The organism is Actinosynnema sp. CS-041913, assembly GCF_050942485.1.
GTDB lineage: Bacteria > Actinomycetota > Actinomycetes > Mycobacteriales > Pseudonocardiaceae > Actinosynnema.
In genome coordinates this window covers 2,668,425-2,687,435 of the sequence record NZ_CP192037.1, presented here as the reverse complement: position 1 = coordinate 2,687,435, position 19,011 = coordinate 2,668,425, and the positions used below count along the sequence as shown (strand labels likewise).

The following is a 19,011-nucleotide window of genomic DNA, read 5'->3' as shown; positions in this document are numbered from 1 at the left end:
TCGGGGGAGGCCCGTCCCTCGGACGTGTGACGTGCTCCGCCGCCGGCGCACCGGCTGCCCACCCGAACGGGCGGTCCTCGCCGACCGGCACATGACTTTCGGCGTCGGCGGTACCCGTGGCCTCTACGACCGTCGATCGGCTGGAGGAAACGACATGGACAGTGTGAAGCGGCTCTTGGCGGCGTCCGCCCTCGGCGCGGCACTGGTGGGCGTGCCGACGATGGTGGCCTCCGCGGACGCCGCCACACCGGACGCCGTGGCCGTGGCACAGGACGACGACCGCGACGGCGACGGGAACAACTACTGGGGCCTGCTGGGGCTGCTCGGCCTGGTGGGGCTGGCGGGCTTGGCGCGCCGCAAGCAGCACGTCGGTGAACGGCACGACCTGGGACGGTGACGCGGGCGGCCCGCGGGGAGGTCGACCATGCGCATCGGCAACACCAGGGTGGAGTTCCTGGGAGGCCGTGCCGGGTGTCTGACGATGCTCGTGCTGTCGGTCGTGGTGTCGATCCTGCTCACCGTCCTGCTGAACTTCCTGCTGTGACAGCGGGCGCGTCCCGCCCGCGCACGATCTCCTGCTCGGCCGTGTCGGGTGACGCGGCCGAGCAGATGTTCGACGTCCCCCTACCGGGTGCCCCTGCCGGCGGATCGGCTTGACGCCCCGGCGGCCGGGTAACCGGCGCTCATGACCGAACCCGGCGACACCCCGCTCAGTCCCGACCCGCCGCACTCGCCCGGCACACCACGTCTGGAGGAACTGGACGCGGAGGTGCCGGCGGTCCTGCGGGAGACACCGGCCACCCAGGACGTCACCGAGGAAGAGGGCGCGGTCGAGCCGCCGGACTGAGCGGCACGCCCGAGCCACTCGAAGGTCGGGCGGTGGCTCGTGAGAACCGCCGTGGTCCGGTCCGCACCAGCGTTCAGCGGTTCGGAGCGCTGCACCGGGGCACGTTCAGCGGTTCGGAGCGCCGCCCTGGCGCACGTTCAGCGGTTCGGGGCGCCGCCCTGGAGCAACTGGAGCGCCTGGTCGGCGAGGTGGGCCGAGACGAGCACCTCGTAGGAGTCGGCCTGCATCGCCGCCACCGAGGAGAAGTCCCGACGACCGCCGGTCAGGCCGTGCCCGATCGCGCCGAACAGCGCCCCGAGCACGGCGCCGAAGATCGCCCCGTACAACGCCAGCAGCAGCCCGGAGATCACCGGGTCGATCCAGTTGAACGCGCCGAACAGCCACCCGAACAGGGCGCCGATGACCGCGCCCGACAGCGCCGCCTGCCCGGCCGCGCGCAGCACGGTGAGCCGGCCGGTGACCTGCTCCACGCTGTTCAGCCCGCGACCGACGATCGCCGTGTGCTGCACGGGGAAGCCGGCGTCCGACAGGCGGTCGACAACCTGTTCCGCGTCGGCGTAGGACGGGTAGGAACCGAGCAGGACCCGTTCGTCCCGGCCGGTCCCGCTCTGCGGTCGTGCCACGGGAACACCTCCACGTCGAGTACTCACCGGGCGGATTCCCCTCGACGGGCCGTTCAACCGCCACCGGCCCCCGTCCCCGGACGGTGCGGCTCCTTCGACGTCGTGTCGTCGGGTTCTGGTTCGAGGAGGTCGTGTTCCCGCACGTCGGGCAGGGACAGGGTCTTGTAGCCCACGTCGTCGAACAGGACGGTGACGCGGTCCTGCTCGACCGACATGACGACGCCGACGCCCCACTGCGGGTGGCGCACGGAACTGTCGACGGGGAACTCGTCGCTGCCCGGGGAACGGCGCTCGGCGGTGCCGGCGTCGCAGGTGTCGCAGTTGCCGCACGGGTCGAGCAGCTCTTCGCCGAAGTAGCCCAGCAGGTGCTGCCGCCGACAGCCGGTCGTCTCGGCGTAGCCGCGCATCATCCGGATGCGGGAACGGACCACCCGCTGGTGCGCCCGCGCGGCGTCCACCGCCTGCTCGACCGCCTCGTCGGGGGTGAAGCCGGGGCCGGTGTCGAGGCGGCCGGACTCGGTGGTGGTCACCGCGCCGACCTGTTCGAGCAGGTTCACGGCCCTGGTGCGGCGGGCCGGGGAGGCGTCGACCTCGTCCTTGAGCCGACCGGGCCGGACGGGCTCGTCGTGCCGGTCGAGGGCGTGGGCCACCTCGGCGAGGGTGTCCTCCGGCGCCTTGGTCGCGGTGAGGAACTTCTGCAGGACCAGGTCCTCGGGGCGGTAGAACAGGATCGCCTCGGCGGGATCGCCGTCCCGGCCGGCGCGGCCGATCTGCTGGTAGTAGGAGTCCAGGGAGTCGGGGACCGAGGCGTGCGCGACGAACCGCACGTCGGGCTTGTCGATGCCCATGCCGAACGCCGAGGTGGCCACCACCACGTCGACCCGGTCGGCGAGGAAGTCCTGGTGCACCTCCTCGCGGTCGGCGGCCTTCATCCCGGCGTGGTAGGCGGCCACCCGCACCCCGGTCCCGGCCAGTTCCCCGGCGTAGTGCCCGGTGTCCTTGCGACTGGCCACGTAGACCAGCCCGCGGCGGGTGGCGGGGTCGGCGTCCAGGGCGCGGACGCGGGCGACGACGGCGGCGCGCTTGGCCGCGTCGTCGGTGCACCGCTCGACGGACAGGTGCAGGTTGGGCCGGTCGAAGCTCGCGACCACCTCGCGGTGGTCGCGCAGGCCGAGCCGGGTCACGATGTCACGGCGCACCGGGGGCGCGGCGGTGGCCGTCAGCGCGATCACCCGCGGGTGTCCGAGCCGGTCGAGCACCTGGCCGAGCCGCAGGTAGTCGGGCCGGAAGTCGTGGCCCCAGGACGAGACGCAATGCGCCTCGTCCACCACGAACAGCGACACACCCAGCCGGTCCAACGCGTCGACCACCTCGTCCTTGGCGAGCTGTTCCGGGGACAGGAAGACGTACTCCGCGGTCCCGTCGTCCAAGGCCGCCCAGGCGTCCCGGCGCTCTTGCCCGCGTTGAGCGGAGTTCAGCGCGACCGCCTCCGGGGCCCGGCTGCCGTCGATGCCTTCCATCTGGTCGTTCTGCAACGCGATGAGCGGCGACACGACCAGGGTCGGACCGTCCAGCAGCAACGCGGGCACCTGGTAGATCGCCGACTTGCCCGCACCGGTCGGCAGCACGGCCAGCACATCGTGCCCGGCCATCACGTGCTCCATGGCCGCCGACTGCTCCTCCCGCAGATGCTCCCACCCGAACTTCTCCGCAGCGAGACGCCGCAGCCTGCTGCCATGCTCCGACGGAGTCGTCATCGCGTGGGCATACCACCAGCCGACCGCCGGAAACGGCGACCCCAACAGCGGAACACGGGCTTCGCGCCGCACCCAAGCTCGCGGGACATGGGCGACATTCGTATGTATCTGCATGGGGTGGTCCCGGCTCCCCCGGTACGGGGTCGTTCTCAGGGGGGACCGCGATGGACGAGTTCGTCGGCAGGCAGACCGAGTTGTGCGTCCTCCAGTCAGCGCTGGAGCGGGCCCGGCAGGGGTCGGGGCGGCTGATCACGGTGACCGGGCCGGGTGGGGTCGGCAAGACGCGGTACTGCGAGGAGGGCGCCGACCGGGCGCGGGCGGCCGGGTTCGCGGTGGTGTGGGGGCGGTGTTGGACCGATGGCGGCGCGCCGGCCCTGTGGCCGTGGCACTCGATCCTGGCCGACCTGTGCGGCGGTGACGCGGCTGCCCTGTTGGACGGGGACGCCGGGATCGACACCGTCGACCTGCAACGGTTCTCGCGGTTCGGCGCGGTTCGCGAGAAGCTGGCGCGGGCGTGCGCGGGCAGGCCGACCGTGCTGGTGGTGGACGACGTGCACGCGGCCGACCCGGGCACGCTGCTGCTGACCCGGTTCGTCGCGCGGAGCCTGCACCGGCTGCCGCTGGTCGTGCTGACCACCTGCCGCCCCGGTGAGGCCCGCCCCGACTCCGCGCCGCTGCTGTCCGACCTGGACCGGGAAGGTGTCCCGGTCGTGCTCGGCAGCTTCGACCTGGACGAGACGCGGGCGTTCCTCGCCGGCCACGGCATCGACCGGTCCGACCCGGCCCGGATCGAGGCGCTGCACGCGGTCGCCGGCGGGAACCCGCTGGTCCTGCGGCGGTTGCTGGCGCTGCGGCCGGCCGGGCGCGGCGCCGGGCTGCCCGACGGGCTGACCGCCATGGTCGACGAGTCGCTGCGCCCGTTGCGCCCGACCACGGTCCGGCTGCTGACGGCGACCGCCGTCCTGGGCATGTCGGTGCCCGTCGCCGACGCCGCGCTGATGGTCGGCGCGGCCGAGCCGGAGGTGCGGGACGCGCTGCGCGAAGCGGCCGGCACGGGCCTCGTGCGCCCGGCGAGCCCGGACTCGTTCGTGTTCGGCCACGACCTGGTCCGGCAGGCGCTCGCGGACCGGCTCACGCCGGACCGGCGGCACGCCGCGCACGCCAGGGCGGCCGAGATCATCCGGGTCGACGCGGACCGGGACTCCCACGAGAAGCTGGGGCGGGTGGCCCACCACGCCGTCAACGCCGCCCCGCGCTCGGTCGCCGACGCGCGGGCGGCCGTGGCCGCCTGCCGGGACGCCGCCCGGTCCATGGTCCGCCACTTCGCCTACGAGCAGGCCGTGACACTGCTGGCCACGGCTGCCGGGCTGCACCGGACCGCGGACCTCGGGCCGGTGCCGGCGCGGCTGCTGCTGGACTGGGCGTACGCGGTCCACCTCTGCGGGCGGCTGGCCGAGGCCGGACCGCTGTTCGACCGGGCGGCGACCGCCGCGCGGGACGAGCGCGACCCGGTCCGGTTCGCGGAGGCCGCCCTCGGCCTGGGCGGCATGTGGGTCAACGAGCACCGCGACCGGGTGGAACGGGCGCGGGTCGTGGCGGTGCAGCGGGAGGCGCTGGCGCACCTGCCGGCCGGGCACCCGCTGCTGCGCTGCCGCCTCGCCACCCGGCTCGCCGCCGAACTCGTCCGCGCCGGCGGCCCGATCGGCGGGCTGCTCGCGGCGCTCGAACAGGCCCGCCGCACCGGCGACCCGCGGGTGCTGGCCGAGGCGCTGTCGCTGTGCCACCAGGCCCTGCTGGCCCCCGAGCACGCCGGCACCCGGCTCGACCTGGCCGACGAGCTGATCTCGGTGGCGTCCGCCGCCGGGCTGGAGGTCGTGACGCTGGTGGGCGTGTGCTGGCGGACCGTCGACCTGTACCACCTCGGCGACCCGCGCGCCGAGCGGTCGCTGACCGAGCTGCGCCACCGGTCGGACCTGCTGACCTGCGACAGCGTCCGGTACGTCCAGGCCGCCATGGAGGTCATGCGGCTGATCCGGGCGGGCGAGCTGACGCGGGCCGAGGAGCAGGCCGAGCGCTGCGTGCGGCTGGGCGTCCAGGTCGGCGACCCGGACGCCCGGCACTGCCACGGCGCCCAGCTCATGACGATCGGCTGGCTGCGGGGCGACGTCACCGAGCTGGTCGACCTCGCCGAGCGGACCGCCGCCCTGCCGACCCTGCCGGACGGGGAACTCGTCTTCGACGCCACGCTGGCCTTGATCACCGCCGAAGCGGGCCGGCACGACCGCGCTCGCTACGCCCTGCACCGCGTGACCGCCCGCGGTCTGGCCGCCGGCGGATCGTCCAGCACGTGGCTGGGCTGCCTGTTCGACGTCGTGGAGGCCGCCGCCGCGCTGGCCGAGCCGGACATCGCCAGACAGGCGTACGAGCTGCTGGCGCCGTTCGCCGACCGGCCGATCACGCCGTCGATGGCCGTGGTGTGCTTCGGCTCGGCCGAGCGCTCGCTCGGGCTGGCCGCGCTCACGTTCGGCGAGGTCGAGACGGCCGTCGCGCACCTCGACCGGGCCGTCACCGCCAACATCCGGCTGGCCAACCGGCCGCTCACCGCCTGCGCGCGGGCCGACCTCGCCGAGGCGCTGCGCCGGCGCGGCGGCCCCGGCGACCGCGCCCGTGCGGCCGAGCTGCTCGACCTGGCCATCGCCGACGCGACCGCGATGGGCATGGCGGCCCGTGCCGCCCGCTGGGCCCGACGCCGTTCCCCCACCCTCGCGGTCCGCCGCGCCGGCGACCGCTGGCTCCTGGTCCACCACGACCGCGAGACCCTGGTGGACGACCTGATCGGCATGCGCCACCTCGCCCGCCTGATCGCCCACCCCGGCGTCGAGTTCTCCGCGCTGGACCTCACCGGCGGCGACCTCGCCGACGGGAGCCGGCCGCCGGAGCCCGCCGACCACACCGTCCTCGACGGCACCGCCCGCGCCGCCTACACCCGACGAGCCCGCGAACTCGCCGAGGAGATGGCCGACGCCCGGCGCTCCGCCGACCTCGCCCGGGTGGCACGCCTGGCGCCCGAACTGGACGCCCTCACCGCCGAGATCGAGCGCAACACCGGGCTCAACGGCCGACCGCGGCACTTCACCGGCCCGGCCGAACGCGCCCGAACCGCCGTCCGCAAAGCCATCAGCCGCGCCATCGACGCCATCGCGACCGCCGACCCCGCAGCCGCCGAGCTGTTGCGCGCCACCGTCACCACCGGCCACCACTGCGGCTACCGGCCACGCTGACCGCTCCCCACCGCGGGCCGCCAGCTACCTCTTCCGCGCGGGCAACAGCTCCTGCTCCAGGTCCGCCTCGGGCTCACCGGCCAGCACGGCCGCCTCCAGCTTGCGCAGCCCGGCACCCGGTTCGAGACCGACCTCGTCGACCAGCATCACGCGGACCCGCCGGTAGGTGCGCAGCGCGTCGGCGGGGCGGCCGGAACGGTGCTGGGCGGCCATGAGCAGTTCCCACAGCTTTTCCCGCAGCGGGTAGCGGGCGACCAGGCGCTCCAGTTCGCCGATGGCCTCGGCGTGGCGGCCGAGCAGGCACAGCGCGGTGATGCGCTGTTCCTCCACGAGCGCCCGGGTCTCACTCAGCCGGGTGATCTCGGCCCCGGCCCACCCGGTGACCGGGCAGTCGGCCAGGGGATCACCGCGCCACAACGCCAGACCGGCCTCGAACCGCTCGACCGCCGCCCGGACGTCGCCGTGGTCGAGGGCGCGCCGGCCGACGCGGGCGTGCTCTTCGAAGCGGTGGGCGTCCACCAGCGCGCTGTCGACCAGGATCAGGTAACCGGGGTCGCGGGTGACCAGCAGCCCGTCGAGCCCGGCCGCGGACAGGCCCTTCCGCAGTTGCGCGACGTGACTCTGGAGGGTTTTCAGCGCGGTGGCCGGCACCTCGTCGCCCCACAGCCCGTCGATCAGCCGGGAACCGGGCACCAGCCGCCCGGGGCTCAGGGCGAGCAGCGCGAACACCGATCTCCGGCGGGCGCCCGACCACGGGACGAGGCCGTGCGGCCCCGACACCTCGACCGGCCCCAACAGTCGTATTCCGGCACGCATCGGCCGCTCCCCTCACCCGAACCCGCTGCCTCCCCGGCACAGGTACAGGCGTGACGCCGGTGTGTCGCGCGGTGTCACGAGGAGCGGCCGGGCTGTCCGCGTGGCGGCGGACAGCCCGGCGCCGCTCAGCCGAGCAGGTTCCTGACATACAAGGTCGCGTCGGGCAACGCCGCGCTCAGGACCGTCCGGTGGTCCTGGCCGGCGTACTCGGTGTGGGTGACGTGCTCGTTGCCGCCGGCCCGCAAGGCGCCCACCAACTCCCTCGTGGCGGCGGCCCGGATGTCGGTGTCCTCGGTGCCCTGCGCGATGAACAACGGACGGTCGTAGCCGGTGAGCGGGACGTCCATCACGGGGTGCGCGATCTCCGCGAACCGGCCCTCGGACATCGGCTTGCTCAGCGACGCGCCGACGGTGGCCTTGCTCTCCTCCACCCACCCGATCAGGTCGGCCAGGCACCGCCGCTCGCTCTCCGCGATCAGCTTCTCTCCGGCGGGGGTGAGGTAGCCGGCCAGGTCGAAGTCCGGGCGGGCGGCCTTGAGGCCCCGCAGCACGTAGCCGAAGTACGCGATGCCGGCGGCGGGCACGGTGTCCGGGGTGGTCGGGCCGGCCTGGGCCACGAGCTGCTCCACGATGCCCGACGCCGGCGCGACCGCGACCGCGCCGCGGTAGTCCAGCCCGGGTGCGTGGCGGGTGGCGGAGGAGCCGGTGAACAGCGCGGCGTGCCCGCCCTGGGAGTGACCGACCGCCACCCAGCGGGGGGACAGGCTCCCGTCGACCTCGTGGGCGGCGCGGACCAGGTCGACGGCGTTGCGCGCGGCGGTGCCGCCGTCGAGGTAGGGGTGGACGCCCGGATCGCCGGGGATCACGTAGTCGGTGGCCACGACGGCGTAGCCCTGGGCGATCCAAGCCTCCAGGTGGGCCTTGGCGTGCGCCGAGTACCCGGTGGCCGAAGGGGCGCACTCCCGCGCCAGCCCGACCGTTCCGTGGGTCCAGGACACCACCGGCCACCCGCCGGCCGGCGCAGGGCCCTTCGGGACGAACACCACGCCCGTGACCAGGGCGGAGTCGTTCCGGGAGTCGGTGGACCGGTAGGTGACGCGATACGCCTCGCCGACACCGGCCAGCCCCAGCGCGGGCGGCAGCGCCTCGACGTCCTGCACCGTCCCCGGCGGATCCACGACCCGCGGCGCACCTTGGGCCTGCCCGGCCAGGGAGCTGATCAGCAGGACCACCAGGACCACGAAAACCGGCACACGTCTCGTCACCATGCGAGGGGAACTCCTTGCTGCGAACCGCGGACAGGACACGCCCATTGGTCCGTGAGCACGCCGGAACCGCTCGCGATCCGGCGGAAAAAGCCCCGAACGGGTACGACAAACGCCCAGGCAGGTGGTCTCTCGTCCACCCCGCCCGGTCGACCGCGCCGGGCGAGACGTGCGCTCGTCAGCAGCGCCGGGCGAGACGTGCGCTCGTCGACCGCGTCGGGCAAGGCGTGCGCTCGTCAGCAGCGCCGGGCGTGGTTCCGGCAGCCGGCCCACGGGTACGCCCCCGGCCATGGACGACTTTCTGGGCATCTACCTCAAGGACCAGCTCGCGATGGGCGTGCTGTGGCGCGAGCTGGCGCGGCGCTCGCAGCGCAACAACCGCGGCAGCGAACTCGGCGAGGCGCTGGGCCGGGTGGCGGCGGGGATCGCGGAGGACGTCGAGACGTTCCGGACGATCATGCGCCGGCTCGGGGTCCGGACCAATCCGGTCAAGACCGGGCTGGCGGCCGTCGCCGAGCGCGTCGGCCGGCTCAAGCCCAACGGCCGGCTCACCGGCTACTCGCCGCTGAGCCGGTTCGTGGAACTGGAGATCCTCGCCATGGGCATCGACGGCAAGAAACAGCTCTGGACGACCCTGCGCGATCTCGCCGACCTCGGGACTCGTCTGCCCGGCACCGACTTCGACCGCTTGATCGAGCGGGCCGAGCAGCAGCGGGCCGCCCTCGAACCGTTCCGCGTCCGGGTGGGAACCGACGTCTTCGCCACGGCAGGGAGGAGAGCGCCGAACGCCGGGACGTGATCTCCGGCAGGTCAAGCACTCCCGGTGTGCTCGGTCGGATGCCGCTCAAGCGCCGCGAGCTGCTCCTGGACCCGTTCCGCGTCCGCGACCCGCCGCTGCGACTGATACAGGTCCAACGCCTCCAGCCAAGCGGTGCGGGCCTCCCGGTGCCTGCCCAGCGCCGCGTACGGGTGGCCGATCCCCTCCAGGCTGTTGGCCGCCTGGTAGGTGTGCCCGAGCCGGCGGCGCAACGCCAGCGACTGCTGGTACTGGTCGATCGCGTCGACCTGCCGAGCCGTCCGGTGGGCGATGTAGCCGAGGCTGTCCAGCGTGTTGGCCGCGCCGTTCCGGTTGTCGTGCCGCTGGAACAGGGTGAGCGCGGCTTCGCAGTGCACGCGGGCCTGGTCGTACTCGCCCAGCCGGGCCGCGTACCAGCCCACCTCGTTGAGCGCGGCGGCTTCCTGCGTCGGGTTGCCGACGGCGCGGGCGAGGCGCAGGGCGTGGGTGGCGTGGTCGAGCGCCTTCCGGTCGTCGCCCTGTCGTTCCCACGCCCACGCGAGGGCCCGGTGGCTGTGCGCCTGTTCCGAGTGGTCGTCCGCGTGCTCGGCCAGCGTGATCGACTGGTGCAGGTGCCGCAGCGCGTCGTCGTACCTGCCCACCAGGGCGTAGGCGTGCCCGAGATTGCGGTTGGCCTGTGCCTGGATGGTGGCCTCGGCGACGTGTTCGGCGGCGGCGAGCCCGGTCTGCCAGGCGGCCAGCAGGTCGTACAGGTGGCCCCTTCGCCGGTGGAACGTGTCCAGGGTCCAGGCGAGCTGCCAGGCGGACCGGTGCAGGCCCTGCGCCACGGCCGCCTGCTGGGCGGCGAGCAGACCGGCGTGCTCGGCCTCGAACCACGCCATCGCCGCCGCCGAGTCGGCCGGTGGGTCCGGCCGGCAGCCGGGAGCCGGGGGCTCGACCTCGATCGGTGTGCGGTGCGGGTCGAGCAGGCGTTCGCTGTGGTGGGCGGTGTGGAGGTAGAAATCGACCACCCGCCGCACCGCCGCGGCGCGGTCGGCTTCGGGTTGGTCGCGCCGCGCGGTGTCGCCGGCGTACTGGCGGATCAGGTCGTGCATCCGGTAACGGCCGGAGGCGTCCTGGTCGAGCAGGGACACCTGCGCCAGGCCCCGGAGCGCCGCTCTCGCCTCGGCGACGGGCAGGCCGGTGAGACTGGCGGCGGCGGACAGGCCGAGGTCCGGGCCGGGTGCGAGGCCGAGCAGCCCGAACACCCCGGCCTGCTGGTCGGTGAGGGCGCGGTAGGACCAGGACAGCACGGCGGGCAGGCTGGCGGCCGGGTCGTCGTCCTCGTCCAGCGCGCCCAGCCCGGCGTCGTGGAGTTCGGCGGCCAGGGTGGCCAGCGGCAGGCGGGCGTGGATCTGCGCCCGGCCGGCGACGATGCTCAGCGCCAGCGGGAACCCGCCGCAGCAGGCCAGCAGGTCGGCCACGGCGGCGGGTTCGGCGGCCACCCGCTCCGCGCCGAGCCGCGCGGTGAGCAGGGCGCGGGCGTCGGGTTCGGTGAGCACGTCGATCGGCAGGTGGTGGGCGCCGTGCGCGGCGACCAGGCCGGTCAGGTGCTGGCGGCTGGTGACCAGCACTGTGCAACTGGCGCTGCCGGGCAGCAGCGGGGTGATCTGGCCGGTGTGGGCGGCGTTGTCCAGCACGATCAGCATCGGTCTGCCGGCCACCAGGCTGCGGTAGCGGGCGGCCTGCGCGTGCGGGTCGACCGGGAGCTGGGCGGGGTCGACGCCGAGGGCGTCCAGGAACCCGCGCACCGCCGCGCCGGTGGACATCGGCTGCCCGTCGGGGCTGAAGCCGCGCAGGTCCACGAAGAGCTGCCCGGCGGGGAACCGGTCGAGGTTCCGGTGGGCCCAGTGCAGCGCCAGCCAGGTCTTGCCGATGCCACCGGCGCCGGACAGCGCCGAGATCACCACCGTCGCGCTCTCGCCGACGGCGGAGTCCAGGGCGCTGCTCAGCCCGGCGAGTTCGGCGACGCGGCCGGTGAAGCGCGGTGGGGCCGGGGGAAGCTGGCGCGGCACGGGGTGCTCGTCGGCCGGGGCCGACGCCCTCCCGCCGATCGCGTGCAGCGTGCCGTCGGCGGCGAGGATCCGCCGGTGCAGCGCCTGGAGGTCGGCTCCGGGGACGGCGCCCAGCTCCTCGGCCAGCCGTTGCCGCACCGCCTGGTAGTGCGCCAGGGCGTCGGCCTGCCGACCGGACCGGTACAGCGCCACGAGGTACTGGCCGGCCATCCGTTCTTCGAGCGGGTTCTCGCGGACCCGGATGGCGAGGACGGGCAGCAGCTCGGCGTGCCGGCCCGCGTCGAGCGCCAGGTCGGTGTGGGTCAGCTCGGCGGCCCGGCGCTCCTGCTCCAGCGTCTCGCGGACGGCGCAGATCCAAGGGGTGTCCAGCCCGGTGAACGCGTCCCCCCGCCACAGCCCCAGCGCCTGCTCCACCTCCGTCACGGGCTCCGCCGCGGTGCGGGCGCGGGCGAGCAGGCGGTGGAACCGGTGCAGGTCCACCGCGTCCGGGTCGGCCTGGAGCGCCCAGCCGCCCGAGCGGTGCACGATCTGCACGTCCGGCACGTCGGACAGGGCACGGCGCAGCCGGGACAGGTAGGCGTGCAGCGTCGCCCGCCCCCGCGACGGGAGGCGGTCGCCCCAGGCCCGCTCCAGAAGCTGGTCGGCGCTGACCACCCGGTTCGCGTCGACCGCCAAGACCACCAGGACGCACTGCTGCCGCGCGTGCCCCAGCTCCACCCGGCGCTCCCCCGCCCACGCCTCGACGGCGCCCAGGACCCGCAACTCCCCCACGGCCAGTTCTCCCCCCGGCGACCTCAGGCATCCCGCCTCGTGAAGACGACGACGGCGACGACGAGCGCCAGCGCGACCCATGCCCCCAGGACGCCCGCGCCCTGGACGGACGTGAGCACGTCGGTGGCGACGGGATCGGTCAGGTAGAGCGTCGCGCCGGCCTGGTCGGGAAGATATCCGGCCAACGGCGTCATCGCCATCAAAAGCGGCGAGACGACGAGCACGAGCGTCAGCACGGAGACGAGCGCGGCGACGAGGTTGCGCGTCAGGAAGGCGACGGCATGGGCCAGCAGCCCGATCAGCACCAGGTACGCCGCGGCCCCGAGCAACGGCCCGAGGTGCTGCGCCGCGAAGAAGTCACTCACCGGCACGCCGTGCCGGCCCACGACGGCCTGCGCGGCAACGGCTGACGCGACGACGGTGACCACTGCGGTCAGTGCCGCGAACATCGAGTACGCGATGGTCTTCCCGGCCATGAGCAAGGTCCGGCTGGGGACACCGGCGAGCGTGGTGCGGATCTGGCCACCGCTGTACTCGCTCGCCGCGGCGAGGACGCCGAGCAGGATGAAGCCGATCTGCCCGTAGCGGATCGCGTGGAGTCCGGTTCCGGGCGTCTGGGCGGCGAGCACGACGGCGAGGCCCGTCGTGCCGAGGGCGGTCGACACCATCGTGATCGGCGCGGCGGGCAGAGTTCGCAGCTTGCCCAGTTCCGCCGCCACGACGTTCCGGAGGCTGTTGCTCACAGCGCTTCCCCCGCTCACGCGTCACGCCGGACGAACACGGTTCCGGCGAGGACGAGCAGCCCCACGGTCCACGCGCACATCGTCACGCCCGCGGGGACCGGGGCGAGCATCTGCTCCGCCGGATAGCCCACCGTGAACATCTGCGCGCCGGCGACGTCGGGCAGGAACTTCGCCCACGAGGTGACCTTGGTCAGCAGGAAGGTGACCGACACCAGCGTGGTGTTGGCGATGAGCACGATCAGCGGAATGACGCCGCTGCGCGTGAGGACGGTGATGGCGAAGGCGATCAACGCGGTGAACACCCAATAGACGACGCAACCGACGGCGCGCCAACCCAGTTCGTCGACCAGCCGGCCCAGTGGGTGCCCGTACTCGCCGAGGAAGGCTTGGGACAGCAGGGTCGTGGCGGAAATCGTGACGGCGGCGAGGATGCCGGTGACGAGCGCGAGGGCGATCGCTTTCGCCGCGAGCAGCCGGCCGCGCCGGGGGACGCAGGCCAGGCTGGTCAGGATCTGCCTGCCACCGCCCACATCACTGTTGCCGGCGGTGTACTCGCTGCTGACGATGGTGACACCGAGCAGGATCGCGCCGACCGTGCCGACGGGCATGACGTCGAACCCGATGTCGATCGTGGAAGTGTCCACAAGGGACTCGGTGTTCCCCGAGGCGAGCTTCCCGCGCAGCGAACTCGCGGTGAGAGCGGCGATACCCAGTGTGCCGACGACCGCGATGCCGAGCGCGATGAACGTGGAGGGCAGCGAGACGAGCTTCCGGATCTCGGCACTGATGGAGTTCCGCACGGTCACTCCTCCCCCGCGCCACCGGCGCGGTACCCGGAGGTGTGGGCGAAGAACGCGTCCTCCAGCGACGCGTGGCCGACGGTGATCTCGTCCAGCGAGCCCTGGACGACGACCCGGCCGTTGGTGATCACGACGAGGTCGTCGGCGGTGTCGGCCATCTCGCTCATGAGGTGGCTGGAGAGCAGCACGGTGCGGCCGTCGGCGGCGTAGGACCTGAGGAACCGGCGGATCCAGCGGATGCCTTGCGGGTCGAGGCCGTTCACCGGCTCGTCCAGCACCAGCACCTCGGGCTCTCCCAACAGGGCGGTCGCGAGGCCGAGCCGCCGGCCCATGCCCAGCGAGTACTTGCCGACGCGCTTGCCCGCGTCGTCGGCCAGCCCGACGGTTTCCAGCACCTCGTCCACGCGCGTCCTCGGGATGCCGTTGCTGCGCGCGACCCACGACAGGTGGGCGCGGGCCGTGCGGGAGCGGTGCGCTCCGCTGGTTTCGAGCAGTGAACCGACTGTGCGCAACGGGTTCCGCAGCTCACGGTAGGGCTTGCCGTCGATGAACGCGGTGCCGGCGTCGGCGGCGTCGAGGCCGAGCAGGACGCGCAACGTCGACGACTTCCCCGCGCCGTTCGGCCCCAGGAAGCCCGTCACCCGGCCGGGGGCCACGGTGAAACTGACGTCGTCCACGGCGAGCTTGCGGCCATGCCGTTTGCTGAGGCGGGTGATGTCGATCATGCCGTTCAGGCTCCGGGCACGGCGGCTCCGGGCGCATCGGCCAAAGGTTGACAGTCACGGCTCCCGCGACCGGACAGTGCAGTCGGAACGCGACCGGGCGGTGTCGTCAGGATCGGAGGGTGTCGATGTAGCCGGACTCGTAGGCGAGGATGACCAGTTGCGTGCGGTCCCGCACGCCGAGTTTCGAGAACAGGCGGCTCAGGTAGGTCTTCACCGTCGCCCGGCTGAGGAACAGCTCCGCGGCGATCTCCTCGTTCGACATGCCCTGGACGATCGCCCCGACCACCTCCCGCTCGCGCTCCGTCAGCCCGTCGAACCGCTCCAGGGAAGGGTTCCGGCGGCGCGCGGCGAAGTCGGCGATCATCCGCCGGGTCACTTCCGGGGCGAGCATCGCGTTGCCGTCGTGGACCGTGTGCACCGCGCGCAGGATCTCGGCCGGCCCGGCGTTCTTCAGCAGGAACCCGGACGCCCCCGCCCGGAGCGCTTCGTACACGTACTCGTCCAGGTCGAACGTCGTCAGGATCAGCACCTTGGTCGACGGGGCGGACGCGCAGATCGTCCGCGTCGCTTCGAGGCCGTCCATGACCGGCATCCGGATGTCCATCAGCACCACGCCCGGACGGAGCCGCGTCACGGCGCTGACCGCGTCACGGCCGTCACGGGCCTCACCGACCAGGACCAGCCGCGGGCTGCCGGCGACCAGCTCGCCCAGCGAGGCGCGCAGCTCGTCCTGGTCCTCGGCGACCAGGACCCGGATCCGCTCACCCATCCCCGCCCTCCGACACCGGAATCACCGCGCGCACCGCGAACCCGCCTTCGGCCAGGTGCCCGGCGGTGAACTCACCACCGAGCAGCTCCACCCGCTCTCGCAAGCCGATCAGACCGTATCCACCCGCACCGCCCGACCGCACGTCCGCAGCTCCGCCCTCGCCACTCGACCGCGCGTCCGCGGCTCCGCCGTCGTCCACGATTCCGACGTGAATCCTATGGCCCGTCCCCAAGACGGTCACCTCGCACCGCGCGCGGGGGGCGTGCCGGGTGGTGTTCGTCAGCCCTTCCTGCACGATCCGGTACACCGCCAACCCGGCACTCGGCGGGACGCCGTCGACGCTGTCCACCGTCAAACGCACTCGCACACCGGCGTTTTCGGCCCGTACGACCAAATTCGGCAGGTCCGCGATCCCCGGTTGAGGAGCGCGTTCGACGCTCTCGCCCCGTTCCCGGACCGCGCCCAGCACGGCACGCAGCTCGTCCAGCGCCTCCTTGCTCGTCTCCTCGATCCGAGCGAGCTTGTGCCGCAACCGTTCGGCGTCGTCCGACCCGATGTGCGCCGCCACCCCGGCGGTCACCGCGATCGTCCCCAACGAGTGCGACACCACGTCGTGGACCTCCCGCACCACGCGGAGCCGTTCCCTGGCCACCACGCGTTCGTTCTCGGCACGGGCGGCGCGTTCGGCGTCCTGGCGCTCCCGCCGGACCGCGGTTCCCAGCCGCCACGCCCCGGCCGGCACCAGCATGCTCAGCATCGCGAGCCGGACGGTGTCCTCGAACTCCGCGCTGCCCACGAACACCAGCGCGACGATGGCCGCCCCGAACCCCACCGAGATGGCGGACGACAGCTTGGCGCTGTCCTGCGCGGCGGCGACCGGGTACAGCGCCCACGCGGCGGCGACGAACGGGTCGTGCGTCACGCCCAGCACCACGCCCGCGAAGGTCGACGCCGCGACGAGCCAGAACGCCGTGGCCGGCGACCACGACCGGATCAGCAGCCCCGTGACCAGCACGGCGATCAGCCCCGCGTAGACGGGCACGGGGCAGCCGGACCGCTCGTCGAACGGCAGCCAGAACACCAGCACGCACAACACGGCCACGCCGGCATCCGTCATCACCGCACGTGCCCGATCCGGAGAAGAGGCGCGAAGTCGAACCACGCGCAGACCTTACGGCGCACGCGGTGTTAGCGACGCCCATTCGGTGACATCAGGCTTTCAGTCCATTGTGGACTTCTCGTGCATCCACCCGTCACCAAGAAGGGTGACCGGTATTGAGTTCCCTTCCGCCGGTCGGTTTGACTCCGAAGGTCGTTCCCGCACAACGAAAGGCTCGACGTGTCGACAATCGCCCGCGTGGCCGCGCTCGCCGCCGCCACCGCCACCGCAGCGGCGCTGTCCCTGCTCAGCGCCGGCTCGGCGCAGGCAACCTCTCGGGAGTGCCTGGAGTACCTCCACGACCACGGCTACGAGATCAACGCCGCCCACGCCACCGCATGTACAAAGGGCGAAAAGGGCGACTACAACGGCTGCGTCGACGGGCTCTTCAAGGAACGTGTGCGCCCGCTGGACGCGCTCAAAGCCTGCGATCTCGCGAAGCGCACGCCGTAAGAGCCGTCATTCCGTCCAATCCGGAGATGCCCGCGATGGGGGCTCGCGGTGTTCGGCGACCCCAAGGTGCACCTGTCCGGTGGAGGATATCTGTTCTGGCGGGTGAACCTGCGTTCCCTGGGTGGTGCCCGCACGGCGGACCTCCGCACGCTGGAGGCCCTGGGTTGCCATCCCGGGCACACCAGGTAGTCGGGAGGAATTGATCGTGGAAACGAAGAAGACACCGTACGAGCGGCCGGTGCTGACCGAAGCGGGTCAGTTCGCGCAGGTCACGTTGGGACGGGGACCGCGCGGGCGCGACCGTCGGCTTCGGCGTCGCTACCACTGACCGGTGATGCGCGGATTCGCGGTGCTTCCTGACAGCGCTGCCGCCGAACAGGCGGCGGCGGTGTCGGGTTCCGGCGCCCTCGTGGCGGCGCACCGGTCGGGTCGTGCCTGGCTGGTGTGCTGGGGTCCGCCGGAACCGGTGCTGCGGGCGAGCGCGGGTCGGACGTGTCTGGTGGTGGTCGGGTTCTGCCCGGCCACCACCGGCCGGTTGACCGAACTCGCCGCCCAGGTCCGGACGGTCGCCGACGTCGACCGGGTGGCGCGCGCGCTGCCGGGCAGCTTCCACCTGATCGCCTCGGTCGACGGCCGGATCAGGGTGCAGGGCGGCGTCACCGGCCTGCGTCGGGTCGTCCACGCGAAGGTCCGCGGGGTGCCGGTGGCCGGCGACCGGGCCGACCTGCTGGCCTCGCTCACCGGCGCCGGGGTCGACGAGGACGCCCTGGCGGTGCGGGTGGTGTGCGGCGACGCCGTTCCCGCGCCGTTGGGTGAGCAGAGCCTGTGGCAGGGCGTGTCCGCCGTGCCGTCCGACCACTACCTGCTCCTGGACGCGGACCGGGCGCGGGCGGTGCGGTGGTGGTCGGCTCCCGAACCGGCGCTCCCGCTGTCCGAAGGCGCGCAGGTCGTCCGACAGGCCCTGGTCGAGGCGATGGGGCACCGGCCGGACCGGGTCAGCGCGGACATGTCCGGCGGGCTGGACTCGACCTCCCTGTGCTTCCTGGCCGCCCCGCACACGCCGGACCTGTTGACCATGCGGGTGGCCGAGGCGGAGGTGGGCAACGACGACGGTGTGTTCGCCGACCACGCGATCCGCTCCCTGCCCGGAGCCGAGCACCTGGTCCTCGCCCAGGAGGACCTGCCGCCCCTGTACACCGATCCGTGCCGGGCGATCGACGCCGACCAGCCGACCGCCTGCCCCCGCACCGACGCCCAGATGCGCCACCTCGCCGGCCTGCTCGCCGAGCGCGGCTACCACTGGCACGTGGGCGGGCACGGCGGCGACGAGTTGTTCCTACCCCTGCACGGCTACCTCCACCACCTGGCGCGACGCCGTCCGCTGGTGGCGCTGCGCCACCTCCGCGGCCTGATGGCGCTGGGCCGGTGGCCGCTGGGCGCGACCCTGCGCGGTCTGGCCCGGCCGGGCACGGTCCGCACCTGGTGGCGCGCCCAGGCCGACGAGTTGACCGGGCCGCCGGTGTCGGAGTGGACGCCCGTCCTCGGCTGGGGGCTGGAACCGCTGCGCGCCACCGCCTGCGCCTCGCCGGAGGCCGTCGCCACCGCGCGGGCCGCGCTCCGCCGCACCGCCGAGCAGGCCGAACCGCTGGCCGCCGACCCCGGGCAGCACCAGGCGGTGCTCGCCCTGTGGTCCACCACGGTCGGCTACCAGCAACTCGCCGCGCTGTTCGCCGAGCAGGGCGTGTTCCTGGACATGCCCTACCTGGATGATGCGGTCTTCGAGGCCGTCCTGTCCGTCCAGGTGCACGAGCGGTCCACTCCGTGGCGGTACAAGGCGCTGCTGTCCGAGGCGATGCGCGGCATCCTGCCCGACGTCATCCGCCACCGCGACACCAAAGGCGACTTCAGCGCCGAGTCCCAGACCGGGCTGCACCACAACATGTCCGCCGTCCAGGAACTGTTCGCGGACTCCGCCTTGGTCGAACGGGGCCTGGTCGACCGCGAGCGGCTGCGCAGGCTGCTGCCCGAATCCCGCACCGACCCCGTCGCGGAGATCGCCCTCGAAGACCTCATCGCCTGCGAGGCATGGCTCCGGGCCGTCACCGGCAACACGCCACAGGCCACCGGCCAGACCACCACGACCGGGTCCTGA

At 73.4% G+C, this 19,011-nt stretch carries 17 protein-coding genes; 7 read left to right on the top strand and 10 right to left on the bottom strand.

Annotated features, from left to right (window positions below):
* The first annotated feature begins 154 nt into the window (after positions 1–154).
* Positions 155–397, top strand: coding sequence for a WGxxGxxG family protein (locus tag ACQPZF_RS12945; protein ID WP_433271617.1), 243 nt, complete (start codon positions 155–157; stop codon positions 395–397).
* Between the two features lie 288 nt (positions 398–685).
* Positions 686–847 carry a hypothetical protein gene (locus ACQPZF_RS12940; protein WP_433271616.1) on the top strand — a complete coding sequence of 54 codons (162 nt, stop codon included), beginning with the start codon at positions 686–688 and terminating at the stop codon, positions 845–847.
* Between the two features lie 137 nt (positions 848–984).
* Here ACQPZF_RS12940 and ACQPZF_RS12935 read toward each other — a convergent pair whose 3' ends face one another.
* Together ACQPZF_RS12935 and ACQPZF_RS12930 are read right to left on the bottom strand one after the other, a co-directional pair.
* Positions 985–1,470, bottom strand: coding sequence for a general stress protein (locus ACQPZF_RS12935; protein WP_433271615.1), 486 nt, complete (start codon positions 1,468–1,470; stop codon positions 985–987).
* Positions 1,471–1,523: 53 nt separating this feature from the next.
* Entirely contained in the window at positions 1,524–3,227 is a 1,704-nt protein-coding gene (locus ACQPZF_RS12930; protein ID WP_433271614.1) for a RecQ family ATP-dependent DNA helicase, read from the bottom strand.
* A 164-nt stretch (positions 3,228–3,391) separates the two neighbouring features.
* Here ACQPZF_RS12930 and ACQPZF_RS12925 point away from each other — a divergent pair, with 164 nt between their 5' ends.
* Positions 3,392–6,508, top strand: a complete 3,117-nt coding sequence (locus tag ACQPZF_RS12925) for an ATP-binding protein (protein WP_433271613.1) — start codon at positions 3,392–3,394, stop codon at positions 6,506–6,508.
* Between the two features lie 24 nt (positions 6,509–6,532).
* Here ACQPZF_RS12925 and ACQPZF_RS12920 read toward each other — a convergent pair whose 3' ends face one another.
* Complete coding sequence (locus ACQPZF_RS12920; RefSeq protein WP_433271612.1) at positions 6,533–7,324, bottom strand: AfsR/SARP family transcriptional regulator; 792 nt, start codon at positions 7,322–7,324, stop codon at positions 6,533–6,535.
* Between the two features lie 125 nt (positions 7,325–7,449).
* On the bottom strand, positions 7,450–8,592 hold the full coding sequence (locus ACQPZF_RS12915) for an alpha/beta hydrolase (RefSeq protein WP_433271611.1): 1,143 nt from the start codon (positions 8,590–8,592) through the stop codon (positions 7,450–7,452).
* Positions 8,593–8,878: 286 nt separating this feature from the next.
* On the opposite strand from ACQPZF_RS12915, the gene ACQPZF_RS12910 reads away from it, so the two are divergent.
* Complete coding sequence (locus ACQPZF_RS12910) at positions 8,879–9,388, top strand: hypothetical protein (RefSeq protein ID WP_433271610.1); 510 nt, start codon at positions 8,879–8,881, stop codon at positions 9,386–9,388.
* A gap of 11 nt (positions 9,389–9,399) precedes the next feature.
* On the opposite strand, the gene ACQPZF_RS12905 is transcribed toward ACQPZF_RS12910, so the two are convergent.
* From ACQPZF_RS12905 to ACQPZF_RS12880, 6 genes are all read right to left on the bottom strand, one after another.
* Complete coding sequence (locus tag ACQPZF_RS12905; RefSeq protein ID WP_433271609.1) at positions 9,400–12,210, bottom strand: BTAD domain-containing putative transcriptional regulator; 2,811 nt, start codon at positions 12,208–12,210, stop codon at positions 9,400–9,402.
* Between the two features lie 23 nt (positions 12,211–12,233).
* Positions 12,234–12,953 (bottom strand): hypothetical protein, encoded by a 720-nt coding sequence (locus ACQPZF_RS12900; RefSeq protein WP_433271607.1) that lies wholly within the window; start codon positions 12,951–12,953, stop codon positions 12,234–12,236.
* A 14-nt stretch (positions 12,954–12,967) separates the two neighbouring features.
* Positions 12,968–13,753 carry an ABC transporter permease gene (locus ACQPZF_RS12895; RefSeq protein WP_433271606.1) on the bottom strand — a complete coding sequence of 262 codons (786 nt, stop codon included), beginning with the start codon at positions 13,751–13,753 and terminating at the stop codon, positions 12,968–12,970.
* A 2-nt stretch (positions 13,754–13,755) separates the two neighbouring features.
* Positions 13,756–14,478 (bottom strand): ABC transporter ATP-binding protein, encoded by a 723-nt coding sequence (locus ACQPZF_RS12890; RefSeq protein WP_433271605.1) that lies wholly within the window; start codon positions 14,476–14,478, stop codon positions 13,756–13,758.
* Positions 14,479–14,584: 106 nt separating this feature from the next.
* Positions 14,585–15,247: a response regulator gene (locus ACQPZF_RS12885; RefSeq protein ID WP_433271604.1), complete on the bottom strand. Its 663-nt coding sequence runs from the start codon at positions 15,245–15,247 to the stop codon at positions 14,585–14,587.
* The gene (locus ACQPZF_RS12880) at positions 15,240–16,364 is read right to left on the bottom strand and encodes a sensor histidine kinase (RefSeq protein WP_433271603.1); all 1,125 of its coding nucleotides are present in this window, start codon (positions 16,362–16,364) and stop codon (positions 15,240–15,242) included. The genes ACQPZF_RS12885 and ACQPZF_RS12880 overlap by 8 nt, the downstream gene beginning before the upstream one ends.
* Before the next feature lie 240 nt (positions 16,365–16,604).
* On the opposite strand from ACQPZF_RS12880, the gene ACQPZF_RS12875 reads away from it, so the two are divergent.
* The 3 genes from ACQPZF_RS12875 to ACQPZF_RS12865 all read left to right on the top strand — a co-directional run bounded on the left by ACQPZF_RS12875 (position 16,605) and on the right by ACQPZF_RS12865 (position 19,011).
* A complete protein-coding gene (locus tag ACQPZF_RS12875) occupies positions 16,605–16,859 on the top strand; it encodes a hypothetical protein (protein ID WP_433271602.1) in 255 nt (84 codons plus the stop codon).
* A gap of 121 nt (positions 16,860–16,980) precedes the next feature.
* A complete protein-coding gene (locus tag ACQPZF_RS12870; RefSeq protein ID WP_433271601.1) occupies positions 16,981–17,187 on the top strand; it encodes a lasso RiPP family leader peptide-containing protein in 207 nt (68 codons plus the stop codon).
* 21 nt (positions 17,188–17,208) lie between these two features.
* On the top strand, positions 17,209–19,011 hold the full coding sequence (locus ACQPZF_RS12865; RefSeq protein ID WP_433271600.1) for an asparagine synthase-related protein: 1,803 nt from the start codon (positions 17,209–17,211) through the stop codon (positions 19,009–19,011).